At 37.7% G+C, this 16,284-nt stretch carries 9 protein-coding genes and 2 pseudogenes; all 11 read left to right on the top strand.

Annotated features, from left to right (window positions below; all coding sequences use genetic code 11):
• Window positions 1-170: 170 nt before the first annotated feature.
• The 11 genes and pseudogenes from FYJ25_RS04840 to FYJ25_RS04790 all read left to right on the top strand — a co-directional run bounded on the left by FYJ25_RS04840 (window position 171) and on the right by FYJ25_RS04790 (window position 16,284).
• Window positions 171-4,991 carry a SpaA isopeptide-forming pilin-related protein gene (locus FYJ25_RS04840; RefSeq protein ID WP_154580684.1) on the top strand — a complete coding sequence of 1,607 codons (4,821 nt, stop codon included), beginning with the start codon at window positions 171-173 and terminating at the stop codon, window positions 4,989-4,991.
• A gap of 169 nt (window positions 4,992-5,160) precedes the next feature.
• Complete coding sequence (locus tag FYJ25_RS04835) at window positions 5,161-6,714, top strand: SpaH/EbpB family LPXTG-anchored major pilin (RefSeq protein ID WP_154580683.1); 1,554 nt, start codon at window positions 5,161-5,163, stop codon at window positions 6,712-6,714.
• 439 nt (window positions 6,715-7,153) lie between these two features.
• Window positions 7,154-8,026 carry a class C sortase gene (locus tag FYJ25_RS04830; RefSeq protein WP_154580682.1) on the top strand — a complete coding sequence of 291 codons (873 nt, stop codon included), beginning with the start codon at window positions 7,154-7,156 and terminating at the stop codon, window positions 8,024-8,026.
• Window positions 8,023-8,937 (top strand): class C sortase, encoded by a 915-nt coding sequence (locus FYJ25_RS04825; protein WP_096241013.1) that lies wholly within the window; start codon window positions 8,023-8,025, stop codon window positions 8,935-8,937. Before FYJ25_RS04830 ends, FYJ25_RS04825 begins: the two co-directional genes overlap by 4 nt.
• A 2-nt stretch (window positions 8,938-8,939) precedes the next feature.
• Complete coding sequence (locus FYJ25_RS04820) at window positions 8,940-10,538, top strand: pilin N-terminal domain-containing protein (protein WP_243145684.1); 1,599 nt, start codon at window positions 8,940-8,942, stop codon at window positions 10,536-10,538.
• Between the two features lie 202 nt (window positions 10,539-10,740).
• Window positions 10,741-11,229, top strand: coding sequence for a hypothetical protein (locus FYJ25_RS04815; protein WP_154580680.1), 489 nt, complete (start codon window positions 10,741-10,743; stop codon window positions 11,227-11,229).
• Between the two features lie 142 nt (window positions 11,230-11,371).
• Window positions 11,372-11,641 (top strand): annotated as a pseudogene (locus tag FYJ25_RS04810) (DEAD/DEAH box helicase family protein); the annotation flags it as partial.
• A gap of 238 nt (window positions 11,642-11,879) precedes the next feature.
• On the top strand, window positions 11,880-12,998 hold the full coding sequence (locus FYJ25_RS04805; RefSeq protein WP_154580679.1) for a phospholipase D-like domain-containing protein: 1,119 nt from the start codon (window positions 11,880-11,882) through the stop codon (window positions 12,996-12,998).
• Window positions 12,999-13,090: 92 nt separating this feature from the next.
• The gene (locus FYJ25_RS04800; protein ID WP_096241008.1) at window positions 13,091-13,996 is read left to right on the top strand and encodes a hypothetical protein; all 906 of its coding nucleotides are present in this window, start codon (window positions 13,091-13,093) and stop codon (window positions 13,994-13,996) included.
• A 151-nt stretch (window positions 13,997-14,147) separates the two neighbouring features.
• Window positions 14,148-14,750, top strand: a pseudogene (locus tag FYJ25_RS04795) (ParA family protein); the annotation flags it as partial.
• Between the two features lie 97 nt (window positions 14,751-14,847).
• Entirely contained in the window at window positions 14,848-16,284 is a 1,437-nt protein-coding gene (locus FYJ25_RS04790) for an AAA family ATPase (protein ID WP_154580678.1), read from the top strand.

Below are 16,284 nucleotides of genomic sequence, written 5' to 3'. Positions count from 1 at the left end.
GGAAGAATGTGGGGTTCGGATTCTTACGGAGAACGCATGAAAGATATCCAGAATATGTTTTTTTGGGGACTGCATGCTTTAAGATGTTTTAATTCAGATTAGAGTGTCACGGTAATCGAGGACAGTAATCCAGGACATAGAACAATCTAAAAGAAAGCGGGGAAAACATTATGAAGAAAGTAAAGGACAGCCGGAAACGATGGAAGCAGCTCGTTACGATGCTATTAGTTACAGCATTATTGGTGACAGGCACACCGGACATTGTAGGACTTGCTTCGGAAGGAACACAGGAGCAGGTTACGACTGCAGCGGATCAGTCAGAAGGTACGCAGGCAGAAGGACAGGCAGAAGCTGCGCAGGAAGAAGAAGCGATATCGGAAGAACCTGTTGAGCAACAGGATACATCCGTCCAGCAAGACACCGCAGCGAAGCAGGAGAATACAGAGAAGAATATAGAGAATAGAAGTACCGCAGGTACGACCGAGCGTTCTGAGAACTCACAGAACAGTCACGAAAAGGACAAGGCCGCATCTGGGGCTAAAAGTGGTGGTTCTTCTACTTCAAAAGTAAGAGAAACAGAGAAGAATACGAAAAAAGAAGATAAAGATACGAAGACAGAATACACATACAGAGGAAGCGCCATTCAGGCAAAGGTTACCTTAAAGGATGCCGAGGATCTTTCCGATGAGGCAGACTTACGTGTAAAGCAGACAACGGTAGCGAACAAGATAAAGACACAGATCATTAATAAGGCAGTCGGCGAGGAGAACACACAGCTCGTAGACTCCGCAAGAGCTTATGACCTTTCCTTTATCCTTAACGGAAAGAGCGTGGACCCTTCCGGAAGTATGCAGGTAACACTTGCAAACCTTGGAACAAAGAGCGGACAGAACACACTTATTTATCAGGTAACCGATGACGGACAGGTAAAGAATACCGATGCAGTACGGACCGGAAGCGATGCGATGCAGTTTGCAGCGAAGAGTCTTTGCACCTATGTTGTACTTACTTACACGACCGTATCCGATGTGAATGGTAATGACATTACAACATTATACCCGGCGATGGTTACTGCAGCACAGACACAGCTTGAGAGCAAAGAAGATGGCAATGTTCCGGTAGAATCCTGGACACGCACCAATACCCCACTTGTACTGAAAGATACGACAGGGAAGAAGGCACTTGCATGGACATGGAGTGACATCGCAGGCATTGACCTTTCTCTTGATAATGACAGCCAGATCTGGAATGGATCCCGTTCCTACGGCAAGCACACATCCACATCTTTAAAGAACGGCAGAGTAACGGCAAAGAGTGGAAAGTTATATGATTCCGCTCTGTGGAAGAACGAAGGAAAAGCAGGAAAAGATACAACGATTACCCGCATTCGTGGAGAATTTACGATAACAGATAAGAACAAGAACAACTATGCCTATACATTAAAGCCAGTCACAGACAGTGAGAATATCTATGCGAAGGACAACATGTTTGTCTTTGTTTATCCAAAGGATGTAGAACTGACAGATGATAACTACATGGATTATCTTGCATTCTGGACAGGATCTTTGGCAGATGCCGGAGAGAAGGAACGCACCTTCCACGGAAGAACCGCATCGAACTATACCCAGAGAACACCGGTTGAGAACGTATCCGTTCTTACAGACGGATGGCACATGACAGCAGCCTGCAACAATGCAGGAAGCATTATCACAAGTACAGACGCAAGTGATTACTATGTAGACGTGATCAGCACAACAGACAGCAGCAACGGCGGCATGTACCGATTCAAATTGGTGAAGGAAAAGAAAGAGAAGACACAGTTTACATTCAGAAACTTAGACACTAACGCCAAGACAGGTAAAGGTGGCGCGGTATTTGAATTATACAAAGACGGCGTACATTACAGCGCACAGTCCGAGAACGAAGAAGGACGCGTTACATTTAACATCGTAAAGCCGGAAGGCTCCGATACAGATGTGTATACATTAAAAGAAACCAAAGCCCCAGAAGGCTATGACAAGATCACAACAACGTGGAAAGTATTAGTAAGCAGCGAAGGCGTTACTATGGTAAAAGACACCGAAGGCAACGAGATGCCGAAGTATCCGGATGGAACTTACGTTGTCAGTAGCGCAAAGACAGACGAAGCAGACAGCACCGAGCAGACCGCAAAGACTCCTTCCGTAATCCGCGAATACAAATCCGATGGTCAAACTCCAATCGCAAATAACATAATAGTAAATCAAACTCCGAAAGAAATCATCCAATCCAGCATGGACTACAGTAAGACAGCGAAGGTAAACAACTGGGATCAAAGGACGTATGATATTACCATTAATGCATCATCAAAGGTTTCTAGTACGACAATAACGACAAAAAAACCAGTTGTGGATATTATGTTAGTACTAGATGTATCTGGATCTATGGGAGAAAACATTGAAACATATGACCATGTAGCAATGAATACTCCATCTGGAAGAAATTCGTTAGATCCGAACAAGAAATATTATTTAGAAGTAAATGATGAGTATAAAGAAATGTCTTATTCTTGGAGGAATGGGAAGTGGGATTGGTATGTCGGAAGGAGGCTAGCAAGTAGCTACGGAGTAGACTGCAAAATTTACGAAAAGAAAGTAGGAACAACTAAACTAGATGCTTTGAAAGACTCTGTAAATCAATTTATAGATGACACGAAGGCTAATTCTCCAAATAGTAAAATTGGAATTACTGCATTCAGTAGTGTGGATAAGTATGAACATCCTTATGGAGATCATGGAAAGTCGAAAGAGTTAATGCAAGTTGGAGTTGGAGAGAATGCCGACACATTGAAGAGTTTTGTTAATAACTTAGATGCTGAAGGTGGAACAGATCCGGCTGTAGGACTTAATAATGCACAGAAGGCATTAGTAAATGCACATGATGAAAATCCGAAATATGTAATTTTGTTTACAGACGGTGAGCCAACAGGTAGGGGAAGTGATTGGGATACTACTGCTCAAAAAAATGCAGAAACTAGCGCGAAGGCATTAAAAGATGCTCGTTACACTGTATATACGATAGGCTTTGGCCTTGATGAGAGACCAAAAACTTTTTTAGCAGGCGGAAAATATGGTGGAAAAACGTATCCGGGAATTGCTTCCACAGGATGTGCGAAAGAAGCAAATGATGCAGCATCACTTAATGCAATATTTAAAGAAATTCAAAGTGAAGTTACTAATAACTCAGATATTACAGGAGCAACAATTACAGATGTAATTGATCCAAGATTTGTGGTTGTTAAGGGTTTTAAAGATGACGGCACTGCAATCACCATCACCAATGAAGAGTTGAAGAAGGAAAAAACGATTGAATTAAACAACGGTGGTGTAGTATCATTAGATGCAAATGGCAATCAGGTTGTAACGTGGACTGATCAAACAATTCCTAATAAAAATAATAAAGAAGGAAAGAAAAATTGGAGTAATACTATTACTGTAAAAGCCAAGGATGAGTATATTGGAGGTAATGACATTCCAACGAATATCTCACCGGATTCTAAAATTACTACAGAATATGGCGAAGCGATTCTTCCACAGCCTAAGGTTAATGTAAAAGCTGATCTTTTAGTTAATAATACTGAGAGAACAATATTCTTAGATGAGAACACACCATATAGCCCTGATCTTTTAAAAGAACTTTTTGATGAGGATAATCCTCTAGGTTATGTGGATATGGATGGAAACCTAAAACCATACACAATGGGTTCTGATGGAAATGCCTTTAAGCCGGAGGACTTCAGTATACAGTGGTATTCAGATGAGAACTGTACGAATAAATTAACATCAGACCAAATACGAGCAGATCAACCGAAGAGTACCAAGGAATATTATCTTAAAGTAACTTATAACGAAATAGGTCAGGCTAGTGAAGAGAGCAATAAAAACACTACAGGACACTCTAATGATGAAAAAATCTCAGCTCATAATTCTGCAGATGATAAAGCTGATAAACCAAGAACTTATGGAGTTTATAAAGTTAATGTTAAAACTGGAACAATTGACATTACAAAAAAATTGTTAAGTGATATAGACTATGTGACATCAAACAATGCAAGCTTTAATTTTATAGTCGAAAAAATCAAAGATGCTGATGGAAAAGATATTTCTCCAGGAGAAAACATAGGACAATATTCTATATCATTTGATGTGAAAGATGGTAAAGTGATAGCCCAAAAGCTTACAAAGAAAGAAGGATCAGCTGATTTAACAAAACTTCCAAAAGGAATGTACACAGTGACAGAAGACTTATCATCAGAAACAAAATATGAATTTAAAGATGGGAAGATTCTTAGCAATGGAACTACTTGTGATTCTGATTTAAGTACTGACCATAAGATAGCAACTTTTGCAATTGGTTATAAAAATTATAATACGGCAGGTGATGGAGAAGGACTAGATAATGATCAAGGTAAAGTCATTTTCACAAATCAGAGATTATCTTCTATCCAAATTAATAAGATTGGTGAGAAGGATGAAGAAGGTAAAGATAAACCATTGCAAGGTGCAAGATTTGAAATTGCAAAGAAAGATAAAGATAACAAATATGTTAAAGTCCAGAATGTAGGTACGAATGAAAAGGGTAATAAAGTAGACTATATCGTGACAGGTGCATCTGGAAAGGCAAGTTTTAACGATCTTCCGGAGGGAAATTACCAGATAACAGAAATCCAGTCTCCAGCAGGTTATACATTATTGGCAAATCCAATAGAAGTATCTTTACCATACGTAGTAACTGATAGCAGTAAAATTGATATAGTACCAATTGATAGTAAAAAAGTTAATTATGGTGATGCTGATCATTATTATGAAATCACCTACACCATCAAAAACAACAAACTCTTCAACATGCCAGCTTCCGGTGGCAGATTCAAAGCCACACTCATCGGTATAGCAGTTATGATTATGGCAGCAGGATGTTACATCCTTCGTCACAGACGTAAAAGAATAATCTAACACATTACCAAGATGTAAACTGCATAGTAACAACATATACACTCTGCTCCTCATTTGGGGTGAGGGGCAGAGACAAATAATATAAGTTATAACAAAGCTCATTCGCTTTGTTCATAATATAGAAACACAAAGACACTTCATAAAACACAAAGAAAGCGGGGAATAATTTATGAAAAAATTATTAAAACAATTATTGGCTGTAACAACAGCAATCATGATGGCAATTACCTTATTACCAGCAATGGCAAATGCGGAGAAAACTGCAAGAACTACAGGTACACTTCAGATTATCAAACATGGTAAAGATAAAGAAACGTTACTTGGGGGTGCAGAGTTTACTTTTTATAAGCTGGCAAGTATTACAAATAATGCTGGAACAGATTGGAAATACGCTGTTGTAGAACATTACAAGGACGTATTAGGAAGTACTGAAGCAAAGAATCTTAATGATCTTCCATCCAAAACTTGGGAAGAAAAAGGAACAATAGATAAGCTTTCTGTATTAGCAGAATCAGATTCGTCGGGCATTTCAAGTGGATCAACAGCTGCAGATGGGGAAGAGAAGGGTTATACACCTAAAACAGAGCTTAATTTTGGTGTTTATCTCGTAAAAGAAACAACAACTCCTAGTGGACATGTTGCAGGAGAACCTTTTATAGTATCTATTCCATCCACAAATAACTATGATGGTAAAGAGACAGAAGGTACTAGTTTTGTTTATGATATCGTAGCAGAACCTAAAAACAGTGAAGTTCCAATTACAAAAACAGCTGACGATACATCTGTTGCAATTGGGCAGACGGTAACTTACAAAGTAAATACTACAATTCCTAAATATGGTACAGAATATTTTTATACCGATAAAGAAGGTAACCCGGTGGTTCCTAAATTTGAGGTATATGATACTTTATCTGAAGGTCTCACTTTGCTTCAGAATTCAATCACAGTTACAGTAGAAAACAATGAAATTAATGAAAATAACTATAGTATTGATACAGATATTGGCGGAAAAACTTTCCTTCTTAAGTTTACATCAGATTATTTACAGAGCATGACAACTTCTCAGGCGATTACAATAACATATAGTGCAATAGTAAATGAGAAGGCTGCTTACAGGAATGGTAACACTGCAGGTGTAAACTATAGTAATAAACCAGGAGAAAATGGAGTAGGAAAGCCTGTTGAAAGTAAAGAAGATGTTTATACATATGGTATTGATCTTACAAAAACTGGTGATAAAAATAATGAAGACAAAGCAGGTTTAAATGGTGCAGAATTTACATTATCCTCAGTAGATGGTAATTTATTAACAGTTATTATTAATAAAGACAAGGTAGAAGTTAATGATAAAACAACAGCCAGCAGAGCAACAGCAACTTATAATGATGCAGATGGTAAATTAGTTTTCAAAGGACTGGCTGAAGGAACATATAAATTAACAGAGACAAAAGCTCCTGCTGGATATACTTTATTAAAGAATCCTATTACAATTGTAATTGAAGCTAATAATAATGATGGAACAATTGAGAGAGCAACTGTTGATAATGTTGAGAAAGAGAGTGCTAAAGAAACAGGTGTAGTTCCAGTTGAGATTAAAAACCATAGTGGCTTTACTCTTCCTACTACCGGTGGTATGGGTACATACATCTTCACAATCGGTGGTCTTGTAGTTATGGCTGGTGCTGTTCTTCTCCTTGTTTCTTCTAAGAAGAAAAGAGCATAGTCAGCAGCAATAGCGCACAGACTAATTAAGACTTAATATTTGAACAAATACGTTTTATCTCAGTCGAGAAGACTCCCACCTCTTTCAGGTGGTGAGTGACAGCAAATTTGTTTCAGTGGGAGTTCAATCTCCGACTGAGACAAACGCTCCGCGAGGATGCGCAGTGATTCTGTAAAGAATATGTCAGCTTACGCTGACCAGAATCACGCGCCAAGTCTCGCGACTGCTCGACTTGAATTGAATTATGAAGTGAATCTGATATATACTGCGGGCGTTTACGCCCGCAGGTGAAAAAGGTTTTTTGTGTGGATGCTTCACTAATTAGTGGAGCAAGGCAGTGACCGAGTGGGCGGGACTGCCGCTCAATACAAGGCATACTTTTTGTCAGGGAGGAACCTCATCTGGTTTCTCTCTGGTTTATAACAAGGATGGGAACAGGATGAAACAGAAGATCATAAATGCAATACTATGCCTGTTCTTTCTGGCAGGTCTTGGGATCACTCTCTATCCTGCATTTAGTGACTGGTATATTAGCCGCCATCAAGGGCAGGTTATTGAAGACTATGACGAGAAAGCGGCGCAGATGTCACAAAAGGAGCTTAAAAAAGAACTGGATAAGGCGCATATATATAACACACAGCTGCTCGGTAATGTCGTACTGACCGACCCGTTTGATGCGGATGCGGTGAAAGAGCAGAATGCGGATTATAACAATATTTTAAACATTGACGGAGATGGCGTGATGGGCTCCATCGAGATACCGTCGATCAAAGTATATTTACCCATCTATCATGGAACAGACAGCACTTCCTTAGAGAAAGGAGCAGGGCATCTCGAAAACAGTTCTTTTCCTGTAGGGGGAAGAGGAACACACGCTGTTATCTCAGCCCATACCGGTCTGCCGTCTGCAAAAATGTTTGATAATCTTACAGAGGTAAAGGAAGGGGATGTCTTTTACATTCATGTACTGAATCAGACACTGGCTTATGAAGTAAATCAGATCAAAGTGGTATTGCCGGAAAATACCAGTGATCTGTTGATTGATAGAAATGAAGATTATGTGACAATGGTTACCTGTACACCGTACGGAATTAACTCCCATCGTCTTTTAGTGCGGGGAACAAGGATTCCGTATCGGGAAGCGAAGAAGAAGGAACGTACGCAGACGAAGAAGGATTCTAAGTGGAAGGCATATGTTCTGGCAGCGATAATCGCAGTGATTTTACTGTTGATCGCTTTTATTTATCGCAGGTATCAGGAGAAGAAGAGGCGCAGACGAATGAAGAGAAAGCGGGTTGTTAAGAAGAAATGAGAAATAAGTTCGTAGGAATACTGGCAGTTTTGCTACTTGCGATTGGATTTTTGATACTGAATTACCCGACGCTGAGTACTCTGTATAACCAGTTGCACCAGGGAACAGTATTGACAACATATGACGATACTGTCCAGAAGATGAATGAAGAGAAGAAGAAGAAATACTGGCAGGAAGCAAAGGCGTATAATGAACGGTTAGCGGGCACGACCCCACAGCTTACTGATGCCTTTTCTGATAAAGGAAACAAGGAAGACAGTGATTATAACCAGATCTTGAATTTAGAAGAAGATACCGGAGTTATGGGAAGTATCGAGATACCGAAGATTTCAGTGTATCTGCCGATTTACCACGGAACTTCCGCTGAAGTGCTAGAACGTGGTGTCGGGCACATGGAAGGAACTTCTTTTCCGATAGGAGGAAGAAGTACCCACACCGTCCTTACAGGACACAGGGGTCTTCCAAGTGCGGAACTCTTTACCAATCTTGATCAGATTGAAGAAAATGATATATTTTATCTTCATATCCTTGATAAAACTCTTGCGTATAAAGTTTATAACATTGAAACAGTCGAACCATCTAACGTAGAGAGCCTTGCGATACAGCAGGGAAGAGATTTAGCAACGCTTGTTACCTGTACACCGTACGGAATTAACTCACACAGGCTTTTGATCCACGCTATGCGTGTTCCATATAAAGGAGAGACAAAAGATGCGAAGGAAGCATTGAAAGAGAATTTATGGCAATGGCTTCTGAAGCAGAAGACATTATTAGTGTCTGTGGCACTGCTCCTGTTGCTGCTTATTTATTTTATCATACAGAGGATAAAGGCAAGGCGGGAGAAAAAACGTCGGGAAATGGAAAGGCGCGCAAGGCGTCAGAGACAGATCAGGGAAAAAGGAGGTAAATAGTGATGAAATCTATACGAAGAAAAAAGTGCAGTAAATATCTGTCCGTTTTTCTTGTCACTTGTACGATGATAGCGGGGTTGTTGCTTCCGGCACAGAGCAAGGCGGCAGATAGTTATGATAAGGATAAGAAGGGAAGTATCGAAGTAACTCTTTCCGATATCGGTACGGACCGGGACAATGTACCGATCCGTATGTATCAGGTAGGAACCGTAGTAGAGGGCGGAGATCACCTGACATTTAACACGGTAGATGCCCTTAGCACTTCCGGAGTCAACTTAAACGACATCACAACAGGGGAGAGCAATCAGACAGCAGCCAAAACACTCGATGATGCGATCAGTGCCCTTGATAAGACAACAGCAGACAATCTGCAGACCACCACGGTAAACACCGATGCAGACGGCAAAGCAGACTTCAAAGATTTAGACCAGGGCATTTATCTTATCAAACAGCCGGTAAGCAATCCTTACGGAGTATTTTCTCCATTTTTAGTTGCTATTCCATATATGGAAGACGGTCAGAACTGGATCTATGATGTAAAGGTATCCCCAAAAGCACAGAAGGTAGATACCAACGGCTCCATCGAAGTCACCAAGCATATTTTATATGAAGATCCGGATACATTAGAAAGAAAGCCGTTAATCGCTCCGGAATCAACAGAAACAAAGTACTATGTAGGACTCTTCTGTGACGAAAGCGGAACCATCCCATATGGAAGAAACTATGTAAAGGAATTATCCTTTAAAGACAGCAGCACCGCAACAGTAAAGTTTGAAAATCTTCCAGATGGAACATACTATGTATTTGAGACCGAGCAGGAAGGCACCCCACTCAAAATAAATGCTCCACAAAAAGACAAGAATCAAAAACAGTATCGTTGGGTTGTCGGAAACGGAACAAACGATACAAAGACCGACACCGATACATCAAAAGAAGATGCGGCAAGCAGCATCACAGATAATAAAGTCCAGCTGCAAGATCACGCACAAAAACAGATGGACATCGCCAATATTTATTCAGAAATTCCGGATGAATATTTGTCGAATGGAGAACTTTCTATTAAGAAAAACGTAATAGAAAATAATCAGACCACGACAGTAGATGACACCTTCTACGCAACCGTTTATAAGCAGACAGAATCCGCCGACGGTTCAACAGGAAAAGAGAAGATTCAGGTCGTACAGTTAAAACAGAATGATACAGTAAGAATAACGGTTCCGATAGATGCAAATGAATCCAAAACAACATTTATCGTAGAAGAAACAGATGCAAACGGTAACGCCCTGAATTTAGATAACTTTGCATATGAAATCAGCGGCGAAGGTAAAGTAGAAATGTCTCTGCAAAACACAGAAGGCAGCATCACCTTAACGAACATCGTAAAAGACGATGCAGCCGAAAGCTCCACAGAAGAAGAGGAAGACGAACCAACCACAAGGAAGAAGAAGAAAGAAACGGAAACCGTATCCGGAAGAGAATCTAAAAAGTCAAAGAGCACAAAGACCGGCGATAATAATCCAATCGTAATGTGGATCGCAATCGGCGCAGTCGCAGCCCTTGTGATTATATTCCTCATCGTAAAAAGACGCAAAAGTGAATAAGAAGTATAGTGAGTAAATATAGTGAAAGCATATGCATAACAAGAAAGGGATTGTACTTTTTAAAGTGCAATCCCTTTTTGGCACATTACTAAACAAAAAATAATAAAAGTTCCAAAAGATATTGACTTTTATGTAAAAATATGTATATAATATAAAGAGACAAAATCGTATCAAATAATAGGAGAAAGTGTAGGTTTATGAGATGATGGAATTAGAAGATTCAACACTGAAAGAGTTTGTACAGGATTACCGAATCTACCTGATCGATCCGTATAGACTGACAGAAGAAGATCTGGAGAAATTTTCATCGAACCTAAAAGGCGTATTGGGATATATCAAGTATTCAAAGGATAAGAAGGAATTGTCCAGATTCTTAAATAACAGCCAGATGCAGAATATGGATAATGATGCGGCACGAGTGATACGGGACATAACAAAAACACCGATCTATGTTCCAGAAGGAAAGGGGGAGATAAATGTGTGTGAAGCAGTAAAAGATATGATTAACGAAAGCCGATTAGAAGGAAGAGCAGAAGGAAAAGCAGAAGGAAGGGTTGAGGGAAAAGCAGAAGGAAAAATCCAGATGCTCAAAGAATTAGTAAAGGATGGAACCTTATCTGTTGTGAAGGCAGCAGCCAAGGCGAACATGACAGCTGAGCAATTTAAGAAAGAGCTGGATAAGGAAGTTTAGGTGAAGTGCGATACGATAAGATGAATAATTCAAGCGGAAGACATTAAATCAGAACAAATATTTGGATTTTGGTATGTACATTTGTTCGTATATTTGATATAATCGGAAGCATACTACGATGAAGAGGGAGGTAAGATGCTTCATGGATCATTTTGAATTAGTGTCTGAGTTTGCGCCGACCGGCGATCAGCCGCAGGCGATCGAACAACTGGTAGAAGGGTTTAAAGAAGGGAATCAGTTTGAGACTTTGCTTGGTGTTACCGGTTCCGGTAAGACATTTACTATGGCGAATGTTATTGCACAGTTGAATAAGCCGACGTTGATCTTAGCGCATAATAAGACGCTGGCAGCACAGCTTTACAGTGAGTTTAAGGCATTTTTTCCGCATAATGCAGTGGAGTATTTTGTCTCCTAGTAGACGGAGATTGAAAAAAAGTGGTATTTTGTGGTATGTGTGTGGTTGAACATCCAGATGTTGTGGAAGCGGTAGTGGTGGAATATAGGTGAAAAGCGGGTGGATGAAGAGGTTTTGTGACTTTTCATTGCCTGCTTTTTTATTATATAATTTGAGAAAATTAGTGTATAGGGGTTGAAGAGTTGATATACTTAAAATGAAATAATATGAAATAGATTAATGGGGGATAAAAGCCATGATAAAGAGTACTAAAATTGAGAATACAGAATTTGTTATGTCTAAAGATGAATTAACTTATGCAGAAGTTATTGAGGATTTTGAAGAAGCGAGTAGTATACACATTTTAACTTATAATATTTCAAAAGATAAAAGTGATTTATTGAAGGCGTTAAAGAAATGTGATGAAGATACAGAAATATGTATTGTTTCAAATATTCCAGGGCGTTGGGAAAAATATTTTGGGGAGTATTATAAAAGTAAAGCAAGAAAAAATATATCATTATATAAAAGTAAATTATCACCAGCGAAAATTGCTGAAAAGGCAGAAGTTTATTTTTGTTTTTCAAATCATGCAAAAATTATAATGACTAATAATATTGCATATATAGGATCATCAAATTTTTCAGAAGAAAGTGCAGATAATTTTGAATCTGGTTTTATAAGTAGAGATGCAGAATTTATCGAATTTTTAGAAGAAGAGATTTTTCCTTGGATTGTAGAAAGCTCAAGTGAATATAAAACAGATGAAGAAATTTTGTTTTTTGAAGTAGCTATTAGAAAGAGTATCGCGATGTTTGGAGAAATGTATGAGGAATATTTACAAACATTTTATTTGTTAGCCGATCATAGAGGGATTGAAAGATGGTATTATAATACAACAGATCCGACATTGTCTGTTAAAGAAATGGAAAAGACAGAGGAGATATGTAATCAATATGTGGATTTATTGAAGAATGTTAATAAGATTTTTAATATGAGAGCATTTTCAGAAGAAGGAGTTGATAATTTAGATGATGTAATAGAAAAAGCAGAGAATATCATTGGAAATATCAAGACTTTGTTTGGGGGAAATATTGAAGAATTGGCAAAATATGATGGACAAGATATTATAGATGAATATATCAATGATCATTATGCAGATGCATATGATGAGAATTTGGAGTACTATGTAGATAAGGCTATGGACATTGCAAATGAGATTTTTGCAGAATTGGCTAATGATGCACAAGAAGAAGCAGATTACTTGTTAGAGGAAATAAAAAATTTGGGAGAAGTGTCTAAAAAGGTCTTAATCTTATTTAAAAAATTACCTTTAGAGAAAATAAAAATTGATAATACGGACAGTGGAATTTAAGAATTCATTTTAGACGAATCCTTTAGAGAAAAGTGTGTTACTTTCCGAGATAAAAAATGATATATAATTGATTTATGGGAGATTAATATAATATGAAGTACGAAAAAGAATTTGCTCGTTCATTATTTAAAAATGCAGTGATTTTTTTGGATTCTGCTATCAAATATTTTAACGAAGGGCTGGATTATCATGTAAATATGGTTCAATCTATTGTTAATTTGCAATTTGCTTTGGAATTAGCGTTAAAATCATCGGTGACATCGCAGTATGGAATTAGAACAATTCTGATTAATAAACAAAAGGAATTAAAAGATTCTGAATTAGAAGAATTATACTTGGCAAATAAATTAAAAGTTAGAGAATATGACGATATAAAGAATTACATAAAAGGGAAGGGATATTTATTTGGCTTTAATCGCAAAGAATATAAGTATATGGAAATGTTTCAGAAATATAGGAATTGTGTTTTACACTCTTCATATCATTTTAGCGTAGATGAAAAGCAAGATATTGAAAAAGAAATAATATATACATTAATACATGTCTTGGGAATTTTAATGAGTGCAGAAATTACAGAAGATAGAATTTTTATGCAAGAATATTTAAATGAAAATGAATATTCAAAATTACTTGAAAATTCATTCTATATAAAAGAATTGGAGGATTTTTTGCGTAAAGAATATGATGAAGTATACATATGTCCAGATTGCTTGACGAGAACTTTAACACCGGATTTTAAATGTGCTCGATGCTTTAATGTTTTTTCAGATTTCCACTTTTATGGATATGCAGAGTGTGGGGATTGCGGGAAAAGTATGGTTATTTTTGATGCTGCTAACATTGAGTGTAATAATAATTATATGAGGGGGATGTGTTTGAATTGTGGAAATGAAACTACAATTTATAAATGCCCTAAATGTGGGAAATGTATTGATGTGGAATTAGAGGACAAAACAAATTGTCATGAGAATTTTTGTAGTATTTTTGATGAAATATAAGTAATAATTGTGAGTATGATAATTTAAAATTAAAGTAATGAAAAACGATTGGTTCGAATAAGAACCAGTTGTTTTTTTATTGAACTTTTATACATAGCCAGTCCCGTAAAAAGGATTGGCTATTAAATTTTTCGAGGAAGGAGGAAACCATATGACAAAGTGTAAAGTAATCGCCCTTGCAAATCAGAAGGGAGGAACAGCTAAGACCACAACAACATTAAATCTGGGAATCGGTCTTGCACATCAGGGGCGGAAAGTATTATTGGTCGATGCTGATCCACAGGGAGATTTAACAACCGCATTAGGGTGGACTGATTCAGACAGTCTTCCGATTACATTGGAAACACAAATGAAGAAGATATTACAAGACGAACTGTTTGTGTATAATGAAGGCATTTTACACCATGAAGAAGGAGTAGACATTATTCCAACCAACATCGAGCTATCGGGAATGGAAATCTCATTGGTAAATGCCATGAGCAGAGAGCAGACTTTAAAGCTGTATCTGTCAGATTTGAAAAAGGATTATGATTATATCCTGATTGATTGTATGCCTAGTCTGGGAATGTTGACTATTAATGCATTAGTTGCCGCAGACAGTGTAATTGTTCCGGTTCAGGCTCATTATCTTCCATTAAAGGGTATGACACAGTTAATGAAAACAATCGGTAAGGTGCAGAGACAGCTAAATCCTAAAGCTGACTTATACATTGATATTATATGCATAACTCAAAATAAAATTGTTAAAAATAGAAAAAAGAACAATATATAACGAAAAAATCTCTAAATAAGCAAATTTATATTGACTGAGAGAAGAGTAAAACATATAATAAAGGTGGAGGTGTATAAGAATGTTAGTAAAAGTAAGTGTTGAAAATTTTAAATCTTTTGATAAAGCAGCAGAGCTGACAATGATTTCCTCGAATAAAATACGAACAAATGCAAATCACAGGTTAAAGATAAAAAGTACCCAGTTATTAAAATATGCAGTCGTTTATGGAGCAAATGCATCTGGAAAGACCAATCTGGCATTGTTCTTTAAATTTTTTAAAGACAGTGTCTGCAATGGTATTCCAATAGAAGCTACACAGATGTTTTGTAAGAATCGACAGGAGAATAAGGAACGAGAAAGTAGTTTTGAAATTCAGATTACTGTAGGTGACAAATTTTATGCTTATGGATTTTCGGCAGTTTTAAGTAGACGAAAAGTAACCGGAGAATGGTTATATGAATTATATCAGAATGGTTCAGCCAAATGTCTCTTTGAGCGAGAAGGAAGTAAACGTCCGGTGTTAAATGATGGCATTACGCTGACAAACACAGAAAAAAATAAATTTGAAACTTATGCAGATGATTTTGAAGGAAATGAAACATCTTTGTTCCTGACAGAAATGAATCGCGGAAAAAAATATAGCACACGATCTAAATTGTTGTTCTTCCGGGATGTATACGACTGGATTCAGAACCATATTTCAATTATTACACCGGATATACCATTAATTGATCTGGAATATTATTATGATGATAATTCGCTGAAGTTGATTAACAAATTGATCAAAACATTTGATACGGGTATCAGCCAGGTGAAAATTGAAGAAATTACATTGGATGAGTTATCAAATGTATTGCCAAAATCAGTATTTGATAAGATGATGCAGCATGTAAAAAATAGAGTAGAAGAGCAGGAAGAATCATCATTCAGAATGACGATGAGGTCGAAGGAAACTTTCTTTAATATCGAAGTTGAAGGACATTCTGAACCGAAGGTCACAACAATCCGGTTGCAGCATAATAAGTCATTTTATGAGTTCGGTTTTGATGAAGAGTCTGATGGAACAAGAAGATTATTCGATTTGATGGATATGCTGTTGAATAAACGAGAAGACGTTCTTTATATTGTGGATGAATTGGAGAGAAGCTTACATCCGAAGCTGACAGAACGATTTTTGCAATTGTTTATGCAGCTACATGATGAGCAGCGTATGCAGCTATTGTTCACTACACATGAATCATCCATTATGGATCAGGCTATTTTTAGAAGGGATGAAATCTGGTTTGTAGAACGTAACGCAGAAAATGCAAGCTCTATTTATTCCTTAGATCGTTTTAAGGAGAGGTATGATAAAGTGTTGAGCAAGGCATATCTGGAAGGAAGATATGGTGCGATACCGGTATTTTCAACATTTGATTTTGCGCGAGCAACGAGTCAGACGGATGTGCTTGCACAGGCACCTGACGACTGCCGCGACAGTGTAGAAAGTATTTCTGCATCGAGAGAGGAGGAGTAG

It is taken from the genome of Anaerobutyricum soehngenii (assembly GCF_009697165.1).
GTDB classification, from domain to species: Bacteria; Bacillota; Clostridia; order Lachnospirales; family Lachnospiraceae; genus Anaerobutyricum; species Anaerobutyricum soehngenii.
This window is presented reverse-complemented; position numbering and strand designations above follow the sequence as displayed.